The sequence below is a fragment of the Burkholderia pyrrocinia genome, assembly GCF_001028665.1.
Classification (GTDB): domain Bacteria; phylum Pseudomonadota; class Gammaproteobacteria; order Burkholderiales; family Burkholderiaceae; genus Burkholderia; species Burkholderia pyrrocinia.
Window position 1 is genome coordinate 1900859 of sequence record NZ_CP011504.1, and the last position, 21431, is coordinate 1922289.

23 protein-coding genes and 1 pseudogene are annotated in these 21431 nt (G+C 67.1%); 17 read left to right on the top strand and 7 right to left on the bottom strand.

Annotated features, from left to right (window positions below; translation table 11 throughout):
• The first annotated feature begins 54 nt into the window (after nucleotides 1–54).
• The 5 genes from ABD05_RS24665 (at nucleotide 55) to ABD05_RS24685 (ending at nucleotide 4434) form a co-directional block, all read left to right on the top strand.
• Nucleotides 55–915 (top strand): MurR/RpiR family transcriptional regulator, encoded by an 861-nt coding sequence (locus tag ABD05_RS24665; RefSeq protein WP_047902647.1) that lies wholly within the window; start codon nucleotides 55–57, stop codon nucleotides 913–915.
• A 55-nt stretch (nucleotides 916–970) separates the two neighbouring features.
• Nucleotides 971–1396 (top strand): GNAT family N-acetyltransferase, encoded by a 426-nt coding sequence (locus ABD05_RS24670; RefSeq protein WP_047902648.1) that lies wholly within the window; start codon nucleotides 971–973, stop codon nucleotides 1394–1396.
• A gap of 270 nt (nucleotides 1397–1666) precedes the next feature.
• On the top strand, nucleotides 1667–2527 hold the full coding sequence (locus ABD05_RS24675) for an isocitrate lyase/PEP mutase family protein (RefSeq protein WP_047902649.1): 861 nt from the start codon (nucleotides 1667–1669) through the stop codon (nucleotides 2525–2527).
• A gap of 345 nt (nucleotides 2528–2872) precedes the next feature.
• Nucleotides 2873–3139, top strand: coding sequence for a YodC family protein (locus ABD05_RS24680; protein ID WP_047902650.1), 267 nt, complete (start codon nucleotides 2873–2875; stop codon nucleotides 3137–3139).
• A 119-nt stretch (nucleotides 3140–3258) separates the two neighbouring features.
• The gene (locus tag ABD05_RS24685; RefSeq protein ID WP_047902651.1) at nucleotides 3259–4434 is read left to right on the top strand and encodes a cytochrome P450; all 1176 of its coding nucleotides are present in this window, start codon (nucleotides 3259–3261) and stop codon (nucleotides 4432–4434) included.
• A 15-nt stretch (nucleotides 4435–4449) separates the two neighbouring features.
• Here the strand turns inward: ABD05_RS24685 and ABD05_RS24690 are convergent, their stop codons facing one another.
• On the bottom strand, nucleotides 4450–4776 hold the full coding sequence (locus ABD05_RS24690) for a superinfection immunity protein (protein ID WP_047902652.1): 327 nt from the start codon (nucleotides 4774–4776) through the stop codon (nucleotides 4450–4452).
• A gap of 90 nt (nucleotides 4777–4866) precedes the next feature.
• On the bottom strand, nucleotides 4867–5286 hold the full coding sequence (locus ABD05_RS24695) for a rhodanese-like domain-containing protein (RefSeq protein ID WP_047902653.1): 420 nt from the start codon (nucleotides 5284–5286) through the stop codon (nucleotides 4867–4869).
• A 114-nt stretch (nucleotides 5287–5400) separates the two neighbouring features.
• Between ABD05_RS24695 and ftrA the strand changes: the two genes are divergently transcribed.
• The 7 genes from ftrA (at nucleotide 5401) to ABD05_RS24730 (ending at nucleotide 12317) form a co-directional block, all read left to right on the top strand.
• Entirely contained in the window at nucleotides 5401–6363 is a 963-nt protein-coding gene (ftrA, locus tag ABD05_RS24700) for a transcriptional regulator FtrA (protein WP_047902654.1), read from the top strand.
• A 53-nt stretch (nucleotides 6364–6416) separates the two neighbouring features.
• Nucleotides 6417–7148, top strand: a complete 732-nt coding sequence (locus ABD05_RS24705; protein WP_047902655.1) for a hypothetical protein — start codon at nucleotides 6417–6419, stop codon at nucleotides 7146–7148.
• Between the two features lie 54 nt (nucleotides 7149–7202).
• A complete protein-coding gene (locus ABD05_RS24710; protein ID WP_047902656.1) occupies nucleotides 7203–8273 on the top strand; it encodes an NAD(P)H-dependent flavin oxidoreductase in 1071 nt (356 codons plus the stop codon).
• An 80-nt stretch (nucleotides 8274–8353) separates the two neighbouring features.
• Nucleotides 8354–9808, top strand: coding sequence for a M20 family metallopeptidase (locus ABD05_RS24715; RefSeq protein ID WP_047902657.1), 1455 nt, complete (start codon nucleotides 8354–8356; stop codon nucleotides 9806–9808).
• Between the two features lie 61 nt (nucleotides 9809–9869).
• Nucleotides 9870–10979: a malate/lactate/ureidoglycolate dehydrogenase gene (locus ABD05_RS24720; protein WP_047902658.1), complete on the top strand. Its 1110-nt coding sequence runs from the start codon at nucleotides 9870–9872 to the stop codon at nucleotides 10977–10979.
• A 16-nt stretch (nucleotides 10980–10995) separates the two neighbouring features.
• Nucleotides 10996–11547, top strand: coding sequence for a TfoX/Sxy family protein (locus ABD05_RS24725; RefSeq protein WP_047902659.1), 552 nt, complete (start codon nucleotides 10996–10998; stop codon nucleotides 11545–11547).
• Between the two features lie 191 nt (nucleotides 11548–11738).
• Nucleotides 11739–12317: an NnrU family protein gene (locus tag ABD05_RS24730; protein ID WP_047902660.1), complete on the top strand. Its 579-nt coding sequence runs from the start codon at nucleotides 11739–11741 to the stop codon at nucleotides 12315–12317.
• Nucleotides 12318–12450: 133 nt separating this feature from the next.
• Here ABD05_RS24730 and ABD05_RS24735 read toward each other — a convergent pair whose 3' ends face one another.
• On the bottom strand, nucleotides 12451–13188 hold the full coding sequence (locus tag ABD05_RS24735; protein WP_047902661.1) for a sulfite exporter TauE/SafE family protein: 738 nt from the start codon (nucleotides 13186–13188) through the stop codon (nucleotides 12451–12453).
• 291 nt (nucleotides 13189–13479) lie between these two features.
• Between ABD05_RS24735 and ABD05_RS24740 the strand changes: the two genes are divergently transcribed.
• Nucleotides 13480–13911, top strand: a complete 432-nt coding sequence (locus tag ABD05_RS24740; RefSeq protein WP_047902662.1) for a hypothetical protein — start codon at nucleotides 13480–13482, stop codon at nucleotides 13909–13911.
• A 157-nt stretch (nucleotides 13912–14068) separates the two neighbouring features.
• Here the strand turns inward: ABD05_RS24740 and ABD05_RS24745 are convergent, their stop codons facing one another.
• The 3 genes from ABD05_RS24745 to codB are packed head-to-tail and all read right to left on the bottom strand — an operon-like array spanning nucleotide 14069 to nucleotide 17380.
• Nucleotides 14069–14743, bottom strand: coding sequence for a TetR/AcrR family transcriptional regulator (locus ABD05_RS24745; RefSeq protein ID WP_047902663.1), 675 nt, complete (start codon nucleotides 14741–14743; stop codon nucleotides 14069–14071).
• A gap of 43 nt (nucleotides 14744–14786) precedes the next feature.
• Entirely contained in the window at nucleotides 14787–16040 is a 1254-nt protein-coding gene (codA, locus tag ABD05_RS24750) for a cytosine deaminase (protein WP_047902664.1), read from the bottom strand.
• A gap of 44 nt (nucleotides 16041–16084) precedes the next feature.
• Entirely contained in the window at nucleotides 16085–17380 is a 1296-nt protein-coding gene (gene codB, locus ABD05_RS24755) for a cytosine permease (RefSeq protein ID WP_047902665.1), read from the bottom strand.
• 59 nt (nucleotides 17381–17439) lie between these two features.
• Between codB and ABD05_RS37900 the strand changes: the two genes are divergently transcribed.
• From ABD05_RS37900 to ABD05_RS24765, 3 genes and pseudogenes are all read left to right on the top strand, one after another.
• Nucleotides 17440–17646, top strand: a complete 207-nt coding sequence (locus ABD05_RS37900; RefSeq protein ID WP_148669137.1) for a hypothetical protein — start codon at nucleotides 17440–17442, stop codon at nucleotides 17644–17646.
• A gap of 537 nt (nucleotides 17647–18183) precedes the next feature.
• On the top strand, nucleotides 18184–19098 hold the full coding sequence (locus ABD05_RS24760; protein WP_047902666.1) for a LysR family transcriptional regulator: 915 nt from the start codon (nucleotides 18184–18186) through the stop codon (nucleotides 19096–19098).
• A 328-nt stretch (nucleotides 19099–19426) separates the two neighbouring features.
• Nucleotides 19427–19627, top strand: a pseudogene (locus tag ABD05_RS24765) (LuxR C-terminal-related transcriptional regulator); the annotation flags it as partial.
• A 41-nt stretch (nucleotides 19628–19668) separates the two neighbouring features.
• Here the strand turns inward: ABD05_RS24765 and ABD05_RS24770 are convergent.
• Nucleotides 19669–20109, bottom strand: a complete 441-nt coding sequence (locus ABD05_RS24770) for an acyl-CoA thioesterase (protein WP_047902668.1) — start codon at nucleotides 20107–20109, stop codon at nucleotides 19669–19671.
• Between the two features lie 207 nt (nucleotides 20110–20316).
• Between ABD05_RS24770 and ABD05_RS24775 the strand changes: the two genes are divergently transcribed.
• Nucleotides 20317–21423 (top strand): 3-deoxy-7-phosphoheptulonate synthase, encoded by a 1107-nt coding sequence (locus tag ABD05_RS24775; protein ID WP_063847295.1) that lies wholly within the window; start codon nucleotides 20317–20319, stop codon nucleotides 21421–21423.
• Nucleotides 21424–21431: the final 8 nt, after the last annotated feature.

A 21431-nucleotide genomic window follows, 5' to 3' on the forward strand; every position in this document is an offset into this window, starting at 1 on the left:
CGGTGCGTGCGGGGCCGGTGATACCATGGACGACCGGTTCCCGTTCCCACCAAGATGGCCGCCAATTTCGACGAACTCGCGTCCCGGATCCGGGCGCAATTTTCCGAGCTGAGCCCGCAATTCCAGGCGGGCGCCGCATTCCTGCTCGATCATCCCGACGAAGTCGCCACCTCGTCGATGCGCAAGGTCGCGCAGCGCGCGCAGGTGCAGCCTGCGTCGCTCGTGCGGCTCGCGCAGCAATTCGGTTTCCCCGGCTGGAACGAGCTGCGCGACCTGTGCGTCGCGCGCGTGCGCACGCGTCCCGAGCCGCTCACGCAGCGTGCGCGCTCGCTCGTGCGGCCCGATGCGAAGGCGTCGCTCGCGCACGACCTGCTTGCCGCGCAGCAGCACAACCTGTCGGCCACCGCCGCGCAGAACGAGCACGCGCTCGCTGATGCAGCCAGGCTGATCCGCAAGGCGTCGCACGTGCATGTCGCGGGGTTCCGCTCGTGTTATCCGGTCGCGTTCGGTTTCGTGTACGGCTACCGGCTGTTCCGTCCGACCGTGTCGCTGCTCAACGGCGTCGCCGGTTCGCTCGAAATGGAGCTGCGGACGATCGCGAAGCAGAGCGTGACCGTGGTCGTCAGCTTCGCGCCGTATTCGGCGGAAGCGACGCGCGTCGCGCAGGCGGCGAAGGCGCAGGGCAGCCGGATCGTCGCGATCACCGACAGCGCGGTGTCGCCGATTGCACTGCACGCGGACGCGCAACTGATCTTCACGCACGACAGCCCGTCGTTCTTTCCGTCGCTGGTGGCCGCGCATGCGATGGCCGAGGCGCTGGTCGCGCAGTTGCTCGCGCTCGAAGGCAGCGATGCGATCGCGGCACTGGAGCGCACCGAAGCGGAGCTGCATGCGAAGGGCGCTTACGTCGTCTGATGCGGCACGTGCGGCTTCGGCCGTCCGTCATTCACGATTCAATCCGACGCAACCGATGACGTTCACATACGAGGTGACCGACGCGGGCGACGCGAACGTGCGCAAGCAGATCGTCGCGCCGCTCGTCCGATTCAACGAACGCCAGGCCGGCCCGGCCGACTTTCGCCCGCTGGCCGTGATCGTGACCGACGCTGAAGGCGCGGTGGTCGGCGGCCTGTGGGGCGGCACGGTGTTCGGCTGGCTGCACGTCGACCTGCTCGTGGTGCCGGAGGAAGCGCGCGGCCGGGGCACCGGCACGCGCATCATGGATCTGGCCGAAGCGGAGGCCGTCGCACGCGGATGCCACAGCGCGTGGCTCGATACGTTCGACTTCCAGGCGCGGCCTTTCTACGAGAAACGCGGCTATGTCCGCTTCGGCGAACTGCCGGATTATCCGGTCGGGCACACGCGGATTTTCCTGACGAAGAAACTCGCGTGCTGATCGACGGTCGCGCGATGCAGTTCTCCGAGGCCGTCGCCGACGCGTTGCTCGGCATCGACGGCGGGCAGCCCGCATCGACGTGAACGAAAGCGGTCTGGCAGAGGGCTGAGCGGTCTGGCAGCGGTCTGGCAGCGGTGCCTGCCCGCTCGCTGCCGCTCGCCGGCGCGCCGCCACCTTTTTCCTGTCGCGCGGCGACATTTCGGCCATCGCTGAAACGTCGCGCGCACGACCGGCGTAAGCTCACCCGTCAACACTTTCCGGGAGTCCGCGATGACCCGTTCCGACCTTCAAGCCCGCCACGCCGAAGCTTTCCGCTCGCTGCACACGCGCCCCGGCGCCTTCATCATCCCGAACCCGTGGGACGCCGGCACCGCCCGCCTGCTCGCGATGGCCGGTTTCGAGGCGCTCGCCACCACGAGTGCCGGCTATGCATTCTCGAAAGGGCAGCCCGACAACGCGATCGACCGCGACGCCATGCTCGATCACATCGCCGATCTGGTTGCCGCGGGCGGTCTGCCGGTGAGCGCCGATCTCGAGAACGGTTTCGGCGACGCGCCCGACACGGTGGCCGAAACGATCCGGCTGGCGGCCGAGGCCGGCGCCGTCGGCGGCTCGATCGAGGATGCGACGGGCCGCGCCGATGCGCCGATCTACGCACGCGACGCGGCGGTCGAGCGCATCGCGGCGGCGGTCGACGCGGCGCGTGCGCTGCCGTTTCCGTTCACGCTGACCGCGCGTTGCGAAAACTACCTGCACGGCCGCCGCGACCTCGCCGACACGATCGCGCGGCTGGTCGCCTATCGAGACGCGGGCGCCGACGTGCTCTACGCGCCGGGCATTACGGACGCCGCCGAGATCGCGGCGGTGACGCAGGCGGTCGGCGCGCCCGTCAACGTCGTGATGGGGCTGCAGGGCGGGTTGCTGAGCCTCGACGAGCTGGCGGCGCTCGGCGTGAAGCGCGTCAGCGTCGGCGGCGCGCTGGCGCGGGCCGCGCTCGGCGCGTTCCTGCGCGCCGCGACGGAGATGGCGCGCGACGGCACGTTCACGTTCACGCAGGCGGCCGTGCCGGGGCGCGATATCAATCGCTGGTTTGCGGCGCCCGATAATTCGCCGGTTTCGTTCGGAGAATGACAACAAATAAAACGTGGGATCGTTTCCAGTCGAAATATTGATTGACAATAATCAACGGATGTCGCGTCCGGTTTAAACGCCGATGACGACGCGAAAACCATCGTTTATTCTCCGCATTCTGCCGGCTCGGCCGGAACCGGCGCCAAGCCGCGCCGGTTCTGGCGATCGGGCTGCCCGCCTCACGCACCGGTGCCGCGCATTGTTGCATTTTCCCGATCGACGATTTTTCGTGTGCGGGAGTTGCCGGTTATTTTTTTGATTGATAATCTGCGGCATATTCAAATGACCGGTTGTGCGGGCCGCCGGGAATATCAATATATTCAATATATAAAAACCGAGAGAGCGATGACGATCCGAGAAAATCAGCGCGTCAGGTTTCGCGTCGGCGATGTCGTGACGCTGAAAACGGGCGGGCCGCGCATGACCGTCACCTATGCCGGGCCGGTCGTGTTCGACGACGCCGACTGGCTGATCTGCCAGTGGTTCGACGAAAACGGCGAGTTCCGGCAGGAAATGTTCCATCACGACACGGTGGTGCCGGAGCCGCGCGCGATTTCGGCCGGGCGCGTCCGGATGCGCATGCAGTCGCACCGCTACCGGTCGGCTGCCTGACGCCGGCCTGTCGTTGCGATACTGCAGTGCGTGCAATGCATGCGATACGCAGCGCCCGCGCGACGACATTTCACGCGAGCCCGAAACGTGCGGCAGCGCATTGCACCGATACTGTTCGCATGAACTCGAACCCGAACGATCCCATTGCCGCGGTCACGCATCGCGATCCTTATCCCTACTATGCGGCGCTCGTCGACGGGCCGCCGCTCGCGTTCGACGCCACGCTCGGCCTGTGGGTCGCGAGCCGCGCGGCGGCCGTGACGGCCGTGCTCGGCCATCCGGCCTGCCGCGTGCGCCCGCTGGATGCGCCCGTGCCGCCCGCGTTGCGCGGCACGACGGCCGGCGCACTGTTCGGCGAGCTGGTGCGCATGAACGATGGCGCGTCGCGGCACGACGTGCCGAAGCACGCGCTGCGCACGGCGCTCGCGCCGGTCGACACGGGCAAGCTGCGCGATCGCGCCGCGCAGCTTGCCGCACGGCGGTTGCCGGCGCCGGGCGATGCCGACGCGCTGAATGCGTGGTGCATGACGGTGCCCGTCTGCGCGGTTGCCGATCTGCTCGGCTTCGACGAGACGCAGCTCGACGATATTGCAGCGCGGGTCGTCGACTTCGTCGCCGCGCTGTCGCCGCTGTCGGACGCCGCGGCGCTGGCCCGCGCGAGCGACGGCGCGCGGCAATTGCTCGACCGGATGACCGAGCGCGTCGCGCAGACGCATGCGCACGACGGCACGCTCGTCGCCGCGGTGCAGCAGGCGGCCCGCGCATCGGGCTGGCACGCGAGCGGCGCGCTGGTCGCGAATCTCGTCGGGTTGCTGTCGCAGACCTGCGAGGCGACGGCCGCGTGGCTCGGCAACTCGCTGGTGGCATGGAACGGGGAAGCGGAAGCCGCGCGCGTCGCGCCGGACGACGCCGCGCTCGACGCGTTCGTCGCCGAAGTCGGGCGCTTCGATGCGCCGGTGCAGAACACGCGCCGCTTCGTCGCGTCGCGCACGACGATCGAAGGCGTGACCGTCGAAGCCGGCGACGCGATCCTGGTCGTGCTCGCCGCGGCGAACCGCGACCCGGCCGTGCATCGCGACCCGCACCGGCTGATGCCCGGCCGCGCCGCCGGGACGAATTTCGGCTTCGGCACGGGGCCGCATGGGTGTCCGGGCGAGCGGATCGCACGGGCGGTGACGGCGGGGGCGTTTGCGGCGTGGTTGCGCGCGGGCGGCTGGCCGCCGCGCGGCGGGCTGACGTGGAATTACCGTGCGTCGACCAACGTCAGGATGCCGACGTTCGACGCGGCACGGTGAAGGGAAAAGAGGGACTTAACGGCAGCCTTGCTTCTCCGCCCATTGCTCCTGGGCGGCGACGCGGCGCTGCACGCGTTCGACGAGACCGGTCGAGAAGGTCCGCATGCTGATGCTGCGGCGCTTTGCAAGGATCGTCTGCGCGACATCGGTGCGCGGATTCGGCTGGCACGCCCAGTAAAGCGTCATCAGCCAGCCGATGCCGGTCCACCCGAACAGCGCGTTGAACATCGCGATCGTCAGCTTGTCGTGCCGGCCGCGCCGGTCGGCAATGACGGCCGGCACGAAATAGAGCGCGATCGCAACGACTGAACCGGCCACTTGAATCAGGACTGCATCGTTCATGGTGCTGCTCCGTCCGAACTGCAATGGGGCTGATTGTCGCGCTTTTTCCATTCGTGTGCCGGCAATTGATTGTTGCGTTTTCAATAACGATCAGCGGGCTTCGGCGTCCGCGGGCTGCAGTTCATTGCTCAGCGCGAAACCTTCGTCGAGCCAGCCCGTCACGCCGCCGATCATCAGCTTGACGGGGCGGCCGAGGCGTGCGAGTTCGATCGCCGCACGCGCGGCGCCGTTGCAATGCGGGCCCGCGCAGTAGACGACGAACAGCGTGCCGGCCGGATAGCCGGCGAGCTTGCCCGCGACGATCTTGCGGCGCGGCAGGTTGCGCGCGCCGGGTACGTGGCCGGCGGCGAACTGGTCGGGGCCGCGCACGTCGAGCAGCACGAAATCGGGTGCGCCGGATGCAAGCGTGTCATGCACGTCCCAGCAATCGGTCTCGAATCGCAGCGATGCCTCGAAATGCGCGAGGGCGGCGGGGCTGTCGGCGGCGGGCACGTCGGTGACGAAGGACATGGGCAGGCTCTCCTTGATGAACGGGCGCGGAATGCGCCGGCATGGAGAGCAGTATCGCGGTTCGGCGCAGTTCGCGGCAGTGGCGCGATCGACAAGTTCCGGTAACATCGCGCCATGCACAATCATCTCGTCGTCGCGCTCGCCTACGATCGCCTCTGCACGTTCGAATTCGGCTGCGTGGTCGAATTTTTCGCACTCGAACGCCCCGAACTCGGGGTCGACTGGTATCGCTTCGCGGTATGCGCGAGCGAGCCGGGGCCCGTGCGCGCGGCGGGCGGCATCACGGTCGCCGCGCCGTACCGGCTCGCGACGCTCGATCGCGCGGATACCATCGTGATTCCCGGCTGGCGCGATTCCGAAGAACTGCCGCCCGAGCCGCTGTTGAAGAAGCTGCGGGCCGCGCATCGGCGCGGCGCGCGGCTCTGTTCGATCTGTTCGGGCGTGTTCGTGCTGGCGGCGGCCGGCGTACTCGACGGGCTCACCGTGACGACGCACTGGCGTTACGCGGAGCGCCTGCAGGCGCGTTATCCGGCGCTGCGCGTGAATCCCGATGCGCTGTACGTCGACGAAGGGCAGATCGTCACGTCGGCCGGTTCGGCGGCGGGGCTCGACATGCTGCTGCATCTGGTGCGCCGCGATCACGGCGGCGCGATCGCGAACCGTGTCGCGCAACGCCTCGTGCTGCCGCCGCATCGCGACGGCGGCCAGGCGCAGTTCGTGCCGCGCCCGGTTGCGCCGGGCGGCAGCGACCGGCTCGCGAAGCTGATCGACTGGATGCGTGCGCACGCGGCCGAGCCGCACACGCTCGCGTCGCTCGCCGCGCAGGCCGCGATGAGCACGCGCACGCTGCAGCGCCAGTTCGCGGACGCGACGGGGATGTCGCCGCTCGCGTGGCTGATCCGCGAACGCGTGAACGTCGCGAAGGACATGCTCGAAGCGCAACCCGCGCTGTCGCTCGCGCAGGTCGCGGCGCGTGCGGGGTTCGGTTCGGAGGAATCGCTGCGCCGGCATTTCCGGCGCGTCGCGGCGACCAGTCCGGCCGCGTATCGGCGCGGGATGGATCGCGGCGGAAGATAATAACGGGCGCCGAACGGGGCCGTTCGGGCACGACAACAAAAGGAAAAAACATCATGGGCTTGCTCGGAAAGCTGTTCGGAAAGAAATCGCGCGACGAAGCGTCGTCGTCGGCTCAGGTGCCTTCGACCGGCGATCAGGATGCGCAGGAAGCACAGAGCGGCCCCGACATCGCGCCCGAACTCGCGTCCGCGCTGGCAGCCTACCAGGCCGGCCGGCACGAGGCCGCGATCGCGGGCGCCGCGCCGTACGCCGAGCGTCTCGCCGATGCGGCGCGGCTTTGTGCGCTCGCGTATTCGGTGATGCATCGGTATACCGATGCCTTCCCGTACTGGCTCGCGTTGTTCGAACGGGAGCCGAGCGCGCACAACGCGGTGCAGCTCGCGACGACGTCGGTGATGTGCGGTGAGGTAGAGCGCGGCGAAGCGTGGATGCAGAAGGCCGCCCAGGTCAATCATGAAACGCGCGAGCAGTCGGACGTCGCCGCGCGCGTGAACTTCATCTCCGCGCTGATGCAAAGCGGCCATCTTCACGAGGCGCTGCCGCACATCGCGTGGATGCGCGACGTGTACGGCCAGGTGCGCATCACCGATTCGACGTTCCTGACCATGCGCGGCATTCCGTTCTTTCCGACGTTCCTCGAGAAGAGCCTGGAGATCCTGAAGGCCACGCAGCCGGCCGATGCAATTGCGCCGTGGTACGGCGCGCTCAACGGCAAGCTCGACGAAGAAGGCGAAGCGCAGCTTGTCGCGTGGGTCGGCCAGTTGCCGGGGCAGCCGGCCGGCTGAACGGCCGCCGCTTGCGATGGCCCCTCATTCCGAAAACTCCGAACAAGGACTCCGATGACGATGCTGCCTTCCCGTTTGCCGCTGATCCAGGCCCCGATGGTCGGTTCGCTGAGCCCGCTCGCGATCGCGGTGTGCGAAGCCGGCGGGCTCGGTTCGCTCGCGTGCGCGGCACTTGGCCCGCAGCAATTGCGCGACGAGATCGCGGCGATCCGGGCGCGCACGCCCGCGCCGTTCAACGTGAACTTCTTCTGCCACACGCCGCCGGCGCCCGACGCCGAGGTCGACGCGCGCTGGCGCGCGGCGCTTGCCGGCTACTACGCGGAAGCCGGGCTCGATCCAGCCGACGTGAAGGGCGGCGCCGGCCGCGCGCCGTTCGACGATGCGATGTGCGCAGTCGTCGAGGAACTGCGGCCGGCCGTCGCGAGCTTCCATTTCGGGCTGCCGCACGACATGCTGCTCGACCGCGTGCGACGCACCGGTGCGCTGGTCGTTTCGTCCGCGACGACCGTCGAGGAAGCGCGCTGGCTCGATGCGCGCGGCGTCGACGCGATCGTCGCGCAGGGCGCGGAGGCCGGCGGCCATCGCGGGATGTTCCTGACCGACGACATCCACGCGCAACCGGGCCTGTTCGCGTTGCTGCCGCAGATCGTCGATGCGGTGCGCGCACCGGTGATCGCGGCAGGCGCGATCGCCGACGGGCGCGGCATCGCAGCCGCGTTCGCGCTCGGCGCGCGTGCGGTGCAGATCGGCACCGGCTACCTGCTGACGCCGCAGGCCGGCCGTTCGGCGCAGCATCGCGCGGCGGTACGCGCAGCGCGCGACGACGGCACGCGCGTGACCAACCTGTACACGGGCCGCCCCGCGCGCGGGCTGCTGACGCGTTTCATGCGCGAGCAGGGGCCGATGAGCGCGCTCGCACCTGCGTTCCCGCTCGCGACCGCGGCGGTCGATCCGCTGCGCGGCGCGTTCGAGCGGCAGGGCCGCGACGATTTCTCGCTGCTGTGGTCCGGCGAGGCCGCGGCGCTCGCGCGCGAGGAGGAGGCGGGCGAGCTGACGCGGCGCCTGTGGTCCGACGCGCTGGCATGCGCGGCGGGGCTGCGCGACGCGTTCCCGCAGGCGGTCTGAACGCGCGCGGAAGGGGGCGCGGACGGCGGATCAACGGCGTATGATCTGGTTTTTCGTCAGCCCGATCCAGGCCCCCCACCATGACCTCCGTCGACACTACCCCCGTCCTCGACCATGACAAGCTCGTTACCTTCATCGAGCGCAAGTGGAACGATGAAATCCTCCACGCGCTGACCGACTACATCGCGATTCCCGCGAAGAGCCCCGCGTTCGACCCCGACTGGGAGAAGCGCGGTTATCTCGAGCGCGTCGTCACCGATGCCGCGCAGTGGGCCGAACGCCAGCCCGTGAAGGGCCTGAAGCTCGAGATCGTGCGCTTGCCGGGCCGCACGCCGGTGATCTTCTTCGAATCGCCGGCCACGCGCTCGGGCAGCACCGACACGATCCTGCTGTACGGCCACCTCGACAAGCAGCCCGAATTCGACGGCTGGCGCGCGGACCTCGGCCCGTGGACGCCGAAGTTCGAGAACGGCAAGCTGTACGGCCGCGGCGGCGCGGACGACGGTTATGCGATCTACGCGAGCCTCGCGGCGCTCGGCGCGCTCGACGAGCAGGGCATCGAACGGCCGCGCTGCGTCGGGCTGATCGAGACCTGCGAGGAATCGGGCAGCTACGACCTGCTGCCGTATGTCGACGCGCTGCGCGACCGGCTCGGCCAGGTGTCGCTCGTCGTGTGTCTCGATTCGGGCGCCGGCAACTACGACCAGATGTGGCTCACCACGTCGCTGCGCGGCCTCGTGTCCGGCGACCTGCAGGTCGAGGTGCTGGAAGAGGGCATCCACTCGGGTGTCTACGGCGGTATCGCGCCGTCGAGCTTCCGCGTGATGCGCCAGTTGTTCGAGCGTCTCGAGGACGCGAAGAACGGCAACCTGCTGCCGGGCGTGTTCCATTGCGAGATCCCGTCGAGCCGCGTGCGCGAAGCCGATGCGGCCGCCGCGATCCTCGGCGATGCAGTATGGAAGGGGCTGCCATGGGCGTGCGGCGCGGACGGCAAGCCGGTGCTGCCGACCACGGCCGATCCGCGCGAGGCGCTGCTGAATTCGACGTGGCGTCCGTCGCTGTCGGTGACGGGCGCGGCCGGCATGCCGGCGCTCGCCGATGCGGGCAACGTGCTGCGTCCGCGCACCGCGTTCAAGCTGTCGCTGCGCCTGCCGCCGCTCGTCGACGCCGCGCAGGCCGTGCAGCAGTTGAAGGAACTGCTCGAACTCGATCCGCCGTACAACGCGAAGGTCACGTTCAAGCCGGACGCGGGCGCCGCGACGGGCTGGGCCGCGCCGGATCTCGCGCCGTGGCTCGCGTCGTCGCTCGACGCCGCGTCGCGCCGCCACTTCGGCGCGGACTGCGCGTACATGGGCCTCGGCGGCACGATCCCGCTGATGAACGTGCTGCAGGAAGGCTTCCCGTCCGCGCAGTTCATGGTGTGCGGCGTGCTCGGGCCGAAGTCGAACGCGCACGGCCCGAACGAGTTCCTGCACGTGCCGTACGCGAAGAAGCTGACGGCTGCGGTTGCCGACGTGATCGCCACCGCGCGCTGATCGTCGCGACCGTTCGACGTCCCGATTGCCCGACCCGATCCGACCTGACGGAATCCTGCCGATGAGCGCACTGCCGACACCCGACACCGAACCGCTGCGCATGCGCGCCGAACCGCTGCATGCATTCGTCGCGGCACTCTGGGAACGGGCCGGCAGCAGCGAGCGCGAGGCGCGGCTCGTCGCCGATCACCTGGTCGGCGCGAATCTCGCGGGCCACGATTCGCACGGGATCGGGATGATTCCGAACTACGTCGCATCGTGGCGGGAAGGGCAGTTGCAGTTGAACGGGCACGCGTCGATCGTCCGCGACGGCGGCGCGGTGCTGACGATCGACGGCGGGCGCGGCTTCGGCCAGGTGATCGGGTTCGAGGCGATGGTCGAGGGGATCGAGCGCACGCGACGCATGGGCATCTGCGCGATCGGGCTGCGCGACGTGCATCACCTCGGCCGCATCGGGCACTGGGCCGAGCAGTGCGCACGCTCGGGGCTCGTGTCGTTCCATTTCGTCAACGTGCCGGGCGACCTGCTGGTCGCGCCGCTGCACGGCACCGATCCGCGCTTCGGCACCAACCCGTTCTGCGCCGCGTATCCGCGTGCGGGCCGGCCGCCGCTGCTGCTCGATTTCGCGACGAGCGCGATCGCGTACGGCAAGACGCGCGTTGCGTACAACCAGGGCAAGCACGTGCCGGCCGGGTCGCTGATCGACCATCGCGGCCAGCCGACCGACGATCCGGCCGTGATGCACGAGCAACCGTTCGGCGCGTTGCTGCCGTTCGGGCTGCACAAGGGGTATGCGCTGGCGGCGATGTGCGAGATCTTCGGCGGCGCGCTCGTCGGCGGGCATACGACGTACGGCGACACGCTGCAGAAGACGAGCGCGATCGTCAACGGGATGCTGTCGGTGCTGATCGATCCGAAAGCATTCGACGCGGCCGATGCCGAGCGCGAAGCCGATGCGTTCGTCGCGTGGGCGAAGGCGTCGCCGCAGGCCGGCGACGCGCCGGTGCAGGTGCCCGGCGAGCCGGAGGAAGCGAGCCGCGCCGCACGCGGCGCCGGCGGCATTCCGGTCGATCGCGCGACGTGGCGGCAGATTCGCGACAGCGCGGCGGCCGTCGGCTTCGATGACGCGGCGCTCGATGCATGGACGCAGCGCTGTATCGGCGCCGCCTGAGCGTCAAGGGCGGCCGATGAGCTGGCAGGCGGACAAGGCGCACGGCGAGGAGATCGCGTACCAGATCGCGAGCCTCGGCCATATCGACGTCACGCGGTTCTTCAGCGGCGCCGCGCTGCGGCTCGACGGCGTGATGTTCGGATTCCTGGCGCGCGGGTCGCTGTTCCTGCGTGTCGACGACGTGAACCGTCCGGCGTTTGTCGCGGCGGGGATGGGGCCGTTCTCGTATTCGGGGCGCACGCGCACCATCGCGCTCGAGGGCTACTACGAGACGCCGGCCGACGTGCTCGAGGATGCGGGCGCGCTGTTCGACTGGTGTCGCGGCGCGTATCGCGCGGCGCTGCTGGCGGGGCCGCCGAAGCGCAAGGCGAGGGCGGCGCCGAAGACGGCATCCGGGACGGCGTTGAAGCCTGCGCCGAAACCGGCATCGAAGACGGCGCCGAAACCCGCGTCGAAACCGACGACGGGGCAGAAATCGAAACCGGCATCGAAACGGACTGCAAAGCCGTCTCCCGAAACGGCACCCAAACCGGCTTCGAAATCGTCGCCGACACGTAAGAAATCCTAGTGTCGATCGCGTGAAGCAACGGCTTCGCGATTTCTGCCTGCTTCACAACGGCGGCCCCGGCGTTTATGATCGGCGCGGACCGCGCTCGTGCCTGGCGCGACCCGCGCCGGCCTCGCCGCCGGCCCCGCGAACGGCGCATCGTACGCCGCGCGCGACGCTTCCCCACTCATCATTCCAGACGGAGACAGCCGATGCTCGTCCTGATTCTCGGTTTAGCGATCTTCCTCGGTGTGCACTCGATCCGGATCATCGCCGACGGCTGGCGCTCCGCGATGATCGCGCGAATCGGCGAGAAAGGCTGGAAGGCCGGTTATGCGATCGCGTCGATCGTCGGCTTCGTGCTGATCGTCCGCGGCTACGGGATCGCGCGCGAGAGTGCGACGCTACTGTGGGTGTCGCCCGTCGGCGTGCGCCACCTCACCGGCATGTTGACCGCGATCGCGTTCGTGCTGATCGCCGCATCGTATGTACCGCGCAACCGGATCAAGACGCTCGTCGGGCACCCGATGCTGGCCGGCGTGATGGTCTGGGCGGTTGCGCACCTGCTCATGAACGGCACGGTGCACGCGGTCGTGCTGTTCGGCGCGTTCCTCGTGTGGTCGCTCGTCGATTTCGTCGTGTCGCGTACGCGCGATCGCCGCGACGGCGTTCGTTATCCGGCCGGTGGCCTGCCGGGCGACGCGGTGGCGATCATGGCCGGGCTCGTCGTGTGGGCCGTGTTCGCGGGGTTCCTGCACGGCTGGCTGATCGGCGTGCGGCCGTTCGGCTGAGCGGGCACGCCGGCCCAGACCGGCAGCCGCGGCAGGAAATCGTGGAGGATTGCGCCGAGCAGGATCGCTTTGTGCCGGGCCGCCGCCGATGAATCGGATTGACTGCCGCGGTGGCGGCAACGGTGTGCGTGGATCAGATCGGCTTGACGAACAACCCGACGGTCAGCACCGCCCCGATGCAGACGATGCCGATCCGCAGCACGCGTTCGTTCACGCGCTGCAGCGCCCATGTGCCGAGCAGCCCGCCGACGATCGCACCGCCGCCGAGCGCGAGCGCCGCGCCCCAGTGCAGGTGCGGCGACGTCAGGAACAGCACGACGGCCGACGCGTTCATCACGCCCGCGAGCGCGTTCTTCGTCGACATCGCGTGACGCGGCGACAGGCCGGCCATCGTCAGCGTCGCCATCATCAGGAAGCCGAGCCCGCCGCCGAAGTAACCGCCGTAGATCGCGATCATGAACTGCGAGATCGCGGCGGGCACGGCGCCGAGGTGCGCCTTGCCTTCGCTCGGCTTGCGGAAAAAGCTGCCCCACGCGAACACGATCGTCGCGAACAGCACGAGCCACGGCACGAGGCGCGAGAAGATCGACGAAGGCGTCTTCAACAACAGCAGCCCGCCGAGCGCGCCGCCGACCACGCTGATCGCGAACAGCGCGCGAAACGACAGCTTGCCGGCTCCGCGCACCATGTTTCGGCTTGCCCAGCCGGTCGTGACCTGCGCGGGAAACAGCGCGACCGTCGACGTGATGTTCGCCGCGAGCGGCGACATGCCCGACACGATCAGCGCGGGCAGCGTGACGAACGAGCCGCCGCCGGCGAGGGTGTTCTGCAGGCCGGCCCAGAGGCCGGCGAGGATGACGAGGGCGAGCATCGGTGCGAAACGGGGAGGTGGCTGGGCTCGCTTGCCGGAAGCGGGCAGGCGCGGCGGACGCACGATGGTAATGCAGGATCGGGGGCGCGGGAAGGAAGAGCGCGGCGGGATAATCCGGGGAGCCGATGCAGAGCGTCCGTCGCGTCGTGGCGCGGTCGAACGTGCCGGCCGGATTCGGCACGGCGGCGGTTCCGGCCAGGAAAGCCCGATTTAACGCTTCATTACGATGGGCTTAACTGAAAGATGCTAAATTCGCCCATCGATATCTCATAAAGCGGAAAGGGCAGACAGATGCTGAAGAAATTGGCCGGGATGGCAGTGGTGGTCGGTGCGACGGCGGTGGCGTCGTTGCCTGCCGTGGCAGGCGACACGAACAATGCACTGGGCGGCGCGCTGGGTGGCGTCGCGGGCGCGGCGGTCGGCAACGCGGTTGGCGGAAGCACGGGTGCCATCATCGGCGGCGCCGTGGGCGGTGGTGCAGGCGGTGCGGTGACGTCGAACAAGCGCGAACGCACGGGCGCTGTCGTCGGCGGCGCACTGGGCGGCGGCGCGGGCGCCGCTGCGGGCAACGCAATGGGCGGCACGGCCGGCAGCCTCGTCGGCGCCGCGGTGGGCGGAGGCGCGGGTGCGGCGCTGGGCGGCCACGTGTCGCGCAACAACTCGCGTTCCAACGATCATTACCACGGCAACAAGCACAAGAAGCGCTACAAGCACGAAGACTGACCGGCGGGTCGCCGGCGAGCCGCAGTAGGGCGAGCGAACGGCGACCACGCACACGGCATCGCAATGTCCCCGGCGCTTCCCCGGCGAGCGCCGATGGCGCCGGGTAGCAGGGCACGCCTCCGTGATCGCCGTGCATGAATGGCGATCACGGAGGCGGTCAATCCGTCATTCCGTCTTCGGTGATCAGCGCGTTGAGCACCAGGTCCGAAATGGTGCGGTAAGCCGCGTCGAAATCGTCGCTTCCGAGCGTGCGCTTGCCGAGCACCAGCAGCATCTGGGGGGCGAAATCCGCATACGCCTGCGTGGCGGCCCAGATCAGGAAGAACAGGTGCTCCGCATCGACCTGCCTGACCTTGCCTTCCGCGATCCAGCGTTCGAGCACCCGGATGTCGTCGCGCAACACCGGAATCAGTTGCTTGCGGATTTCCTTTCCGTAGGTCTTTGCCCCGCCGATGATCTCCAGCGCAAACACCCGCGATCCATGCGGGCGATTTCTGGAGAATTCGAGTTTCGCCCGGATATAGGCCGACATCGCTTCCGCGGGCTCGCGATCGGGCGCCGCAAACTCCAGCATCCTGCCGAGCCAGTCCCGCAATACGTCGTCCAGCACGCGTTTGTAGAGCGCCAGCTTGGTGGGGAAGTAGTACATCAGGTTCTGCTTCGACAAGCCGGCGGCCGCTGCGATCGTCGCAACGGAACTCCCCTCGAATCCGTACGTGGAAAACGATGCTTCGGCCGCGGCGAGAATGGCCGCCTCGAGCGTGTCGCGCAGCGCTTCCCGCCGGCCGTGGGGCCGGACGGGCGTTCCTGCAGTCGGCCCGGACGGGTTCATCGCTTTGCTTCCACAAGCATGTCGGCCCAAAGTCGTCGCACGCTCAACGCGTGCCCGCTTCAGGATACGTGATGCGTTCGGGCGCGCGCTGCATGATGACCTTCCCGGCGCGCAGCGACGTTCGCACCTTTGCCTGTTTGCGTATCACTTCATAGTCGCCATCCGCGTCGAGGATCAGCAGATTGGCCGGCCGCCCGACGGCGATGCCGTAACGATCGCCCAGCGACATCGCATGTGCGCTGTGCTCGGTGACGAAGTCGAGGCATCGCTGCAGGTCTTCATAACCGAGCATGTGGCACACGTGCAGGCCGACGTCGAGGATGCGCAGGATGTTGCCGTTGCCGACGGGGTACCACGGATCCTTGATCGAATCCTGGCCGAAGCACACGTTGATGCCGGCGCGATCGAGTTCCGCCACACGCGTGATGCCGCGTCGTTTCGGGTAGGTGTCGAAACGCCCCTGCAGGTGAATGCTTTCGGTCGGACACGAAACGAAATGGATTTCCGAGCGCTTCAGCAAGCGGAACAGCTTCGAACAGTACGCGTTGTCGTAGGACCCCATCGCGGTCGTGTGGCTCGCGGTGACGCGCTTGCCCATCCCGCGCACCCGCGCTTCCTCGGCGAGCACCTCCAGGAAGCGCGAATGCGGATCGTCGGTTTCGTCGCAGTGGACATCGACAAGGCAGCCCTTGCGTTCCGCGAGATCCATCAGGAACTTGATCGAGCTCACGCCCTGGTCGCGGGTGTTCTCGAAATGCGGAATGCCGCCGACGACGTCGGCGCCCATGTCGATCGCGCGCTCCATCAGCCCCCTTCCGTTCTCGAACGACTCGATGCCCTCCTGAGGGAACGCGACGATCTGCAGGTCGATGAGATCGCGTGCCTCGTCCCTGACCTCGAGCATCGCCTTCAATGCGGCGAGCGTGTGATCGGTGACGTCCACATGCGTGCGCACGTGCTGGATGCCGTTGTCGCGCAACATCCCGATCGTGGTGTGGGCGCGGGCTTTCGTGTCGTCATGGGTAATGGTGGCCTTGCGCTGGCCCCACCGCTCGATGCCTTCGAACAGCGTGCCGCTCATGTTCCATTCGGGTTCGCCGGCGGTCAGCGTCGCATCCAGGTGGATATGCGGTTCGACCAGCGGCGGGATGACGAGATTGCTGCCCGCGTCGATGACGTCGTCCCCTTGCAGCGCCAGCGGCGACGGCTGGAGGTCGATGCCGCGAATCGTGTCCGCATCGATGTCGATCGTGAAGAGGCCGCTACGGCCGCGCAACCTGGCGTTGATGATTTTCATGAGAGATCCTGTTGTTCGGGGGACCGGGAGGGCGAGCAGCGGAATCATTCACCCTGGACGGACGGTTCGCGCGAGAACGCGCGGGCAAGCTGCAGCAGCACGATGTAGGCGGCGGCGGACGCCGCGATGCCGACGATCGGCGCGATCCACGGCGACGTATAGGCGAGTGCGGCGCCGATTGCATACGCGGCCAGGCCAACCAGATTGAAGCGCGGAAGGCGTGCGGTGGCAAGCGACGGGTATGTTCCGCGATGGCGGTACCAGTAGTCCGCCATGATCACGCCGCCGACGGGCGGGATGATCGAGCCGAGCAGCACCAGGAACGGAATCAGCAACTCGTACATCCCGCCGACCGCGAGCACGATGCCGATCGCCGCGCCCACGAGGACGAGCGTGCGGCGCCGTTCGGTGCGCAGCAGATGGCATCCGGCGGCCGCCACGTTGTACATCGTCGGCCCCTGGATGGTCCAGAGATTGAGGCACAGCATCACGACCGCTGCGATCGACAGGCCCTGCAGCATCATCACTTCGACGATGTCCGCTTGCTGATAGACGATCGCGCAGTACGCGCCCGCGATGATCATCAGGCCGTTGCCCGCGAAGAATCCGATCATGCTGGCCGACACGGCGCTGCGCGCGCTGCGTGCGAGGCGCGTCCAGTTGGTTGCCTGGGTGGCGCCGCTGGCAAAGGTGCCGATGACCATCGTCACGGCCGCCGAGAACTGCATCGGATGAGACGGCACGACGTGCGTGAGGCCGGCCCAGCCGCCGATTTCGCGGGTGGCGATCCACATCGACGTCATCAGAAGCACGAACATCAACGGCACGGAGACGCGCGACAGCACATCCATGCCGCGATAGCCGATGATGGCCGTGATCGAAAATCCGAAACCGAAGAGGATCATCAACGGCGTGGTAACGGAGGCCGGCCACCCCAGCAGCTTGACCAATACGATGGCCACCGTTGCGGTGCCCCATGCGTACCAGCCGAGTTCGGCGAAGCCGAGCAGGAAATCGGACAGCTTGCTGCCGACTTCGCCAAAGCAGAATCGTCCCATCAGCACCGCATTCAGGCCGCTGCGGGCGGCGATCCACGCCAGCGAAGCCGCATAGGCGGCGAGCAACAGGTTTCCGATCACGGCGATCTGGATCATGCTGACGACGTCGAAGGCGACACCGATCTTGCCGCCGGCAAACATCGTTCCCGTGAAGAACGTGAAACTCAACAACACCATCGTGATCGACAGGAATCCGGTGCGTTTCTCGCGCGGGACTTCGCTTAGCGAGAATTCTCCGTGATCCGATGCGGCCTTCGGGCGTGAATCCTGGTTCGTGGGCATCTTGTCTCCCGGTCAGGGATTGGGTTGGGTCTGAAAGGGTTTGCGGGGGCCGTGCCTGGATGAATGACGCGCTGTTTCAGCGCGTCATTCTCTCTGGCCAAAATTTTGACAAGCGTAAAAATCTGAAGCGGGGAACGGGACGAAGCATCACCGGACTTGGTGAAATGCCGATCGAGTCGCAAAAGGGGCGTGCCGGACAATCACGCGGATTTTCCCGGATCGCGGGAAGACCTGCGCGAATCGCCCGATCGGGATTTGTTTCGTGAAACATATGCGCGCCAAAACGGAATATCGGTGTGAAAGTCAATAGAGGAGTCTAAAAGTTCTGTAATTCGATCCCGATGCGCGGAATGTGCCGTGCTTTGCGCGGAAGCCGTGCCGGCGGGCCCGGCCACGCAGCGCCCGGTGAGGCCCGCGCTGGCTTTGCCGCGGCGGGCTTTGCTTCACCGGCCGGCTTGCGTGCGCGATGCGCGGATCGACGCAATCGAATCGGTTTGTTTTATTGTTCATTCGCGCACATCGTTTCATTTAAACCGGATACGCATCGCGTCCGGTTGCGATTTATTGCAGCGCGGTGCACAATCGTTCACAAGTGCAATAAATCCGCAGCGGATTTTCTCAGCGGCACGAATACTCCCCGCCATTCACTGCACGCCATTTCGGCGGGCGCACGATCGTGCGTCAGGCTCGGCGGCGCGACTGCCGATTTCCGGTATATCGCGAATCACGGAGCACATACGCCCGAGGCACGATGCCGTTGGCCCATCGGCCGGCCGGTCCCGACAGTACAGCATGGGCGCAACATGGCGACTTCCATCGACCTCAATCTTCTCGTCGTTCTGGACGCATTGCTGTCCGAGAACAGCGTCGTGGGCGCGGCCAACGCGCTCGGCCTCAGTCCGTCCGCACTCAGCCGCTCGCTTGCGCGGCTGCGGGTGATGACGGGCGACCCGTTGCTGGTGCGGGCAGGGCGCGATCTCGTCCCGACCCCGCGCGCGCTCGAGTTGCGCGACAGGGTGCATGCGCTCGTCATGGAGGCGCAGTCGGTCATGTGCCCGTGCGAACGGGTCGACATGAGTACGCTCAAGCGCACGTTCTCGATTCGCGCGAACGAGGCATTCGTCGAGACGTTCGCGCCGGCGCTGCTCGAACACGCGTCGCGCACCGCGCCCGACGTGCGGCTGCGCTTCGCGCCCAAACCCAACAAGCATGTCGATGCGCTGCGCAACGGCGACATCGATCTCGAAGTCGGCGTGATCGGCCAGGCCGGCCCGGAGCTGCGCGTGCAGGCGCTGTTTCGCGACCGCTTCATCGGCGTGGTCCGCGCGGATCATCCGCTGGCGACCGGCGAAATCACGCCGCAACGCTTCGCGTCGTTTCCGCAAGTGGGCGTGTCGCGCCGCGGGCAGTTCAACGGCCCGATCGATACGCTGCTCGATGCCGTCGGCATCGCGCGCTCGGTGACCACCGTCGTGTCGAGCTTCCCGACCGCGCTGTCGCTCGCGCGCAGCTCGGACTTCGTCGCCAGCGTGCCGGAGCGGCAGACCGAGCGGTCCCGCGTCGGCATGTACAGCTTTACGCTGCCGCTGCCGATCGCGGACCTGACCGTCTCGCAGATCTGGCACCCGCGTTTCGATCGCGACCCCGCGCATCGCTGGCTGCGCGATTGCGTGCGCAGTATCTGCGCGCCGCGCGTGGCCGACGCGATCGCCCGCTAGTCGCGCAGTCGCTTCGATGTGACGCGTCATGCAACCCTGGTGGCGCGCGTCAACGTCATTGATATATTGCGTTTCGCGCATCTTCCGAAGCGTAAATCGATTCGGTATGCTCGATTCCGTTCGGACAACAATGGAGATAATAGGCAGGGCGTTTGTTGCTTTTGAATTCGCCGAACATTCGTGACGCCTTTAAATAATAAATATCCAATCCGAGGGGTATGTGAATCGAGGTGAACATTGGAAATCGTGAATCTGACATATTGGCGTCTTGTTCTGGATGGGGATACGAATGGTTCAGTGTGCAGCGAATATAGCGACACCCGAGGATGTCACGCTGAGTATGCGCGAATGCGAGGTGTTGCGATGGGCGGCGGAAGGGAAGACCGCGTATGAGATCGGCGTCATTCTCGGCTTGACCGAGCGCACGATCAATTTCCATATCTCGAGATCGATCGTGAAGCTCAACGCGTGCAACAAGACCAATGCGGTCGTGAAAGCCGTGTTGATGGGCCTGATCGTGTTTGCATGAACGGCACCGGGGCGTCCGTCCGTGGACCCCCGGTTGCGGCATCAGATCGCGCCCTGGAACGACAGCACGCGCGTCCTGAACTCTTCCGGCACCGGCACCGTGGTCTTGCTGCCGTAGTCGAACATCACGTGCGTGGACACGGCCCGCGCAACCACCGCATGATCGTCGGCCGAATCGTCGGTGTCCGCCTGCCCGTCGCGCACCATCAGGTATTCCAGTTCGAAGCTCTTCGAGCCGAAGCGCGTGACGCTGCTGCGGACCGTGATCGTATCGCCGTACTGCGCGGGCTTCAGATATTCGCACGAGGTCTTGACCATGATGTGCGGCAGCTTTTCCGAATAGGGCAGCTCGAGCAGATCGTGCATGTAGGTCAGGTACGCATGCTGCAGATAATCGTAATAGACGGGGCTGCTCACATGGCCCATCGCGTCCGTTTCCCGATACTTCACGTCGATTCGGGTTTCAAAATATTTTCTTGTCATTACGAGGCTCCTTGGCAGAACGGCGGGTGAGAACGTGTTTGTGCAGGAGTTAAGTTAGACGTGATCCGCATATCGGAATACTGTCGGAAATCACAGATATCCACTATGCGAAATGCTTCTGAGATAAATGACAGTATCACCCGGGATTTGACCGCGCTCTAATTGCCTCCGTAAATCGGCATCCGATCAGCGAGAGTGGAGCGTTAAATGGAAAAATCCGTTGAGGCAGCGTTGACGCAGGGCGTGGCGGTGATCAGTGCGCAGCGGTTGCGCGCCGAGTTGCCATGCGATCCCGGCCTGGCACGGTCGATCGGCGAGGCGCGGCGCGCATTGGCGCGCATCATCGCGGGCGAGGACGACCGGCTTGCGCTGATCGTCGGCCCGTGTTCGATCCACGACGCGGAGGCGGCGCTGGCGTTCGCGCGCCGGCTCGCGCCGCTGCGCGAGCGGTACGCCGATGTGCTCGAGATCGTGATGCGCGTCTATTTCGAAAAGCCGCGCACCACGGTCGGCTGGAAAGGGCTCCTGAACGACCCGTATCTCGACGGCAGTTTCCGGATCGAGGACGGCCTGCGCGTCGCGCGCAAGGTGCTGCTCGGCATCAATGCGCTGGGCCTGCCGGCCGCGACCGAATTTCTCGATCCGATGACCGCGCCGTATCTCGACGACCTCGTGTCCTGGGGCGCGATCGGCGCGCGGACGACCGAATCGCAGATCCATCGCCAGGCGGCATCGGGGCTCGACCTGCCGGTCGGCTTCAAGAACGGCACCGACGGCAACGTGAAGGTCGCGATCGACGCGATCCGCGCGTCGCGCGTGTCGCACAGTTACCTGAGGTCGTCCGTCTCCGGCAGCGTGGAAATCGCGACCACGTCCGGCAATCCCGACACGCATATCGTCCTGCGCGGCGGCAAGACCCCGAACTACGACGCCGCCAGCGTCGCGGCCGCCTGCGCCGCGCTGCGCGACGCGCATCTTCCCCCGTATGTCGTGATCGACGCGAGCCATGGCAACAGCGGCAAGCAGACGCGCGCGCAGATCGACGTCTGCGGCAACCTCGCCGCGCAACTGCATCGGGGGGAGCGCGCGATCGTGGGCGTGATGATCGAGTCGTTCCTCGTCGAGGGGCGGCAGGACCTGGTGCCGGGCACGCCGCCGGTGTTCGGCCAAAGCATTACCGACGCATGTCTCGGCTGGAATCACACGGCCGAGCTCGTCGAGCAGTTGGCTGCCGCGGCGGTTGCGCGGCGGCGTTCGCCAGCCGGCTTCATCGCGCACGGCGCCGCCGTCGCGATGCAGGCCGTTTCCTACTGAAAGAGGAG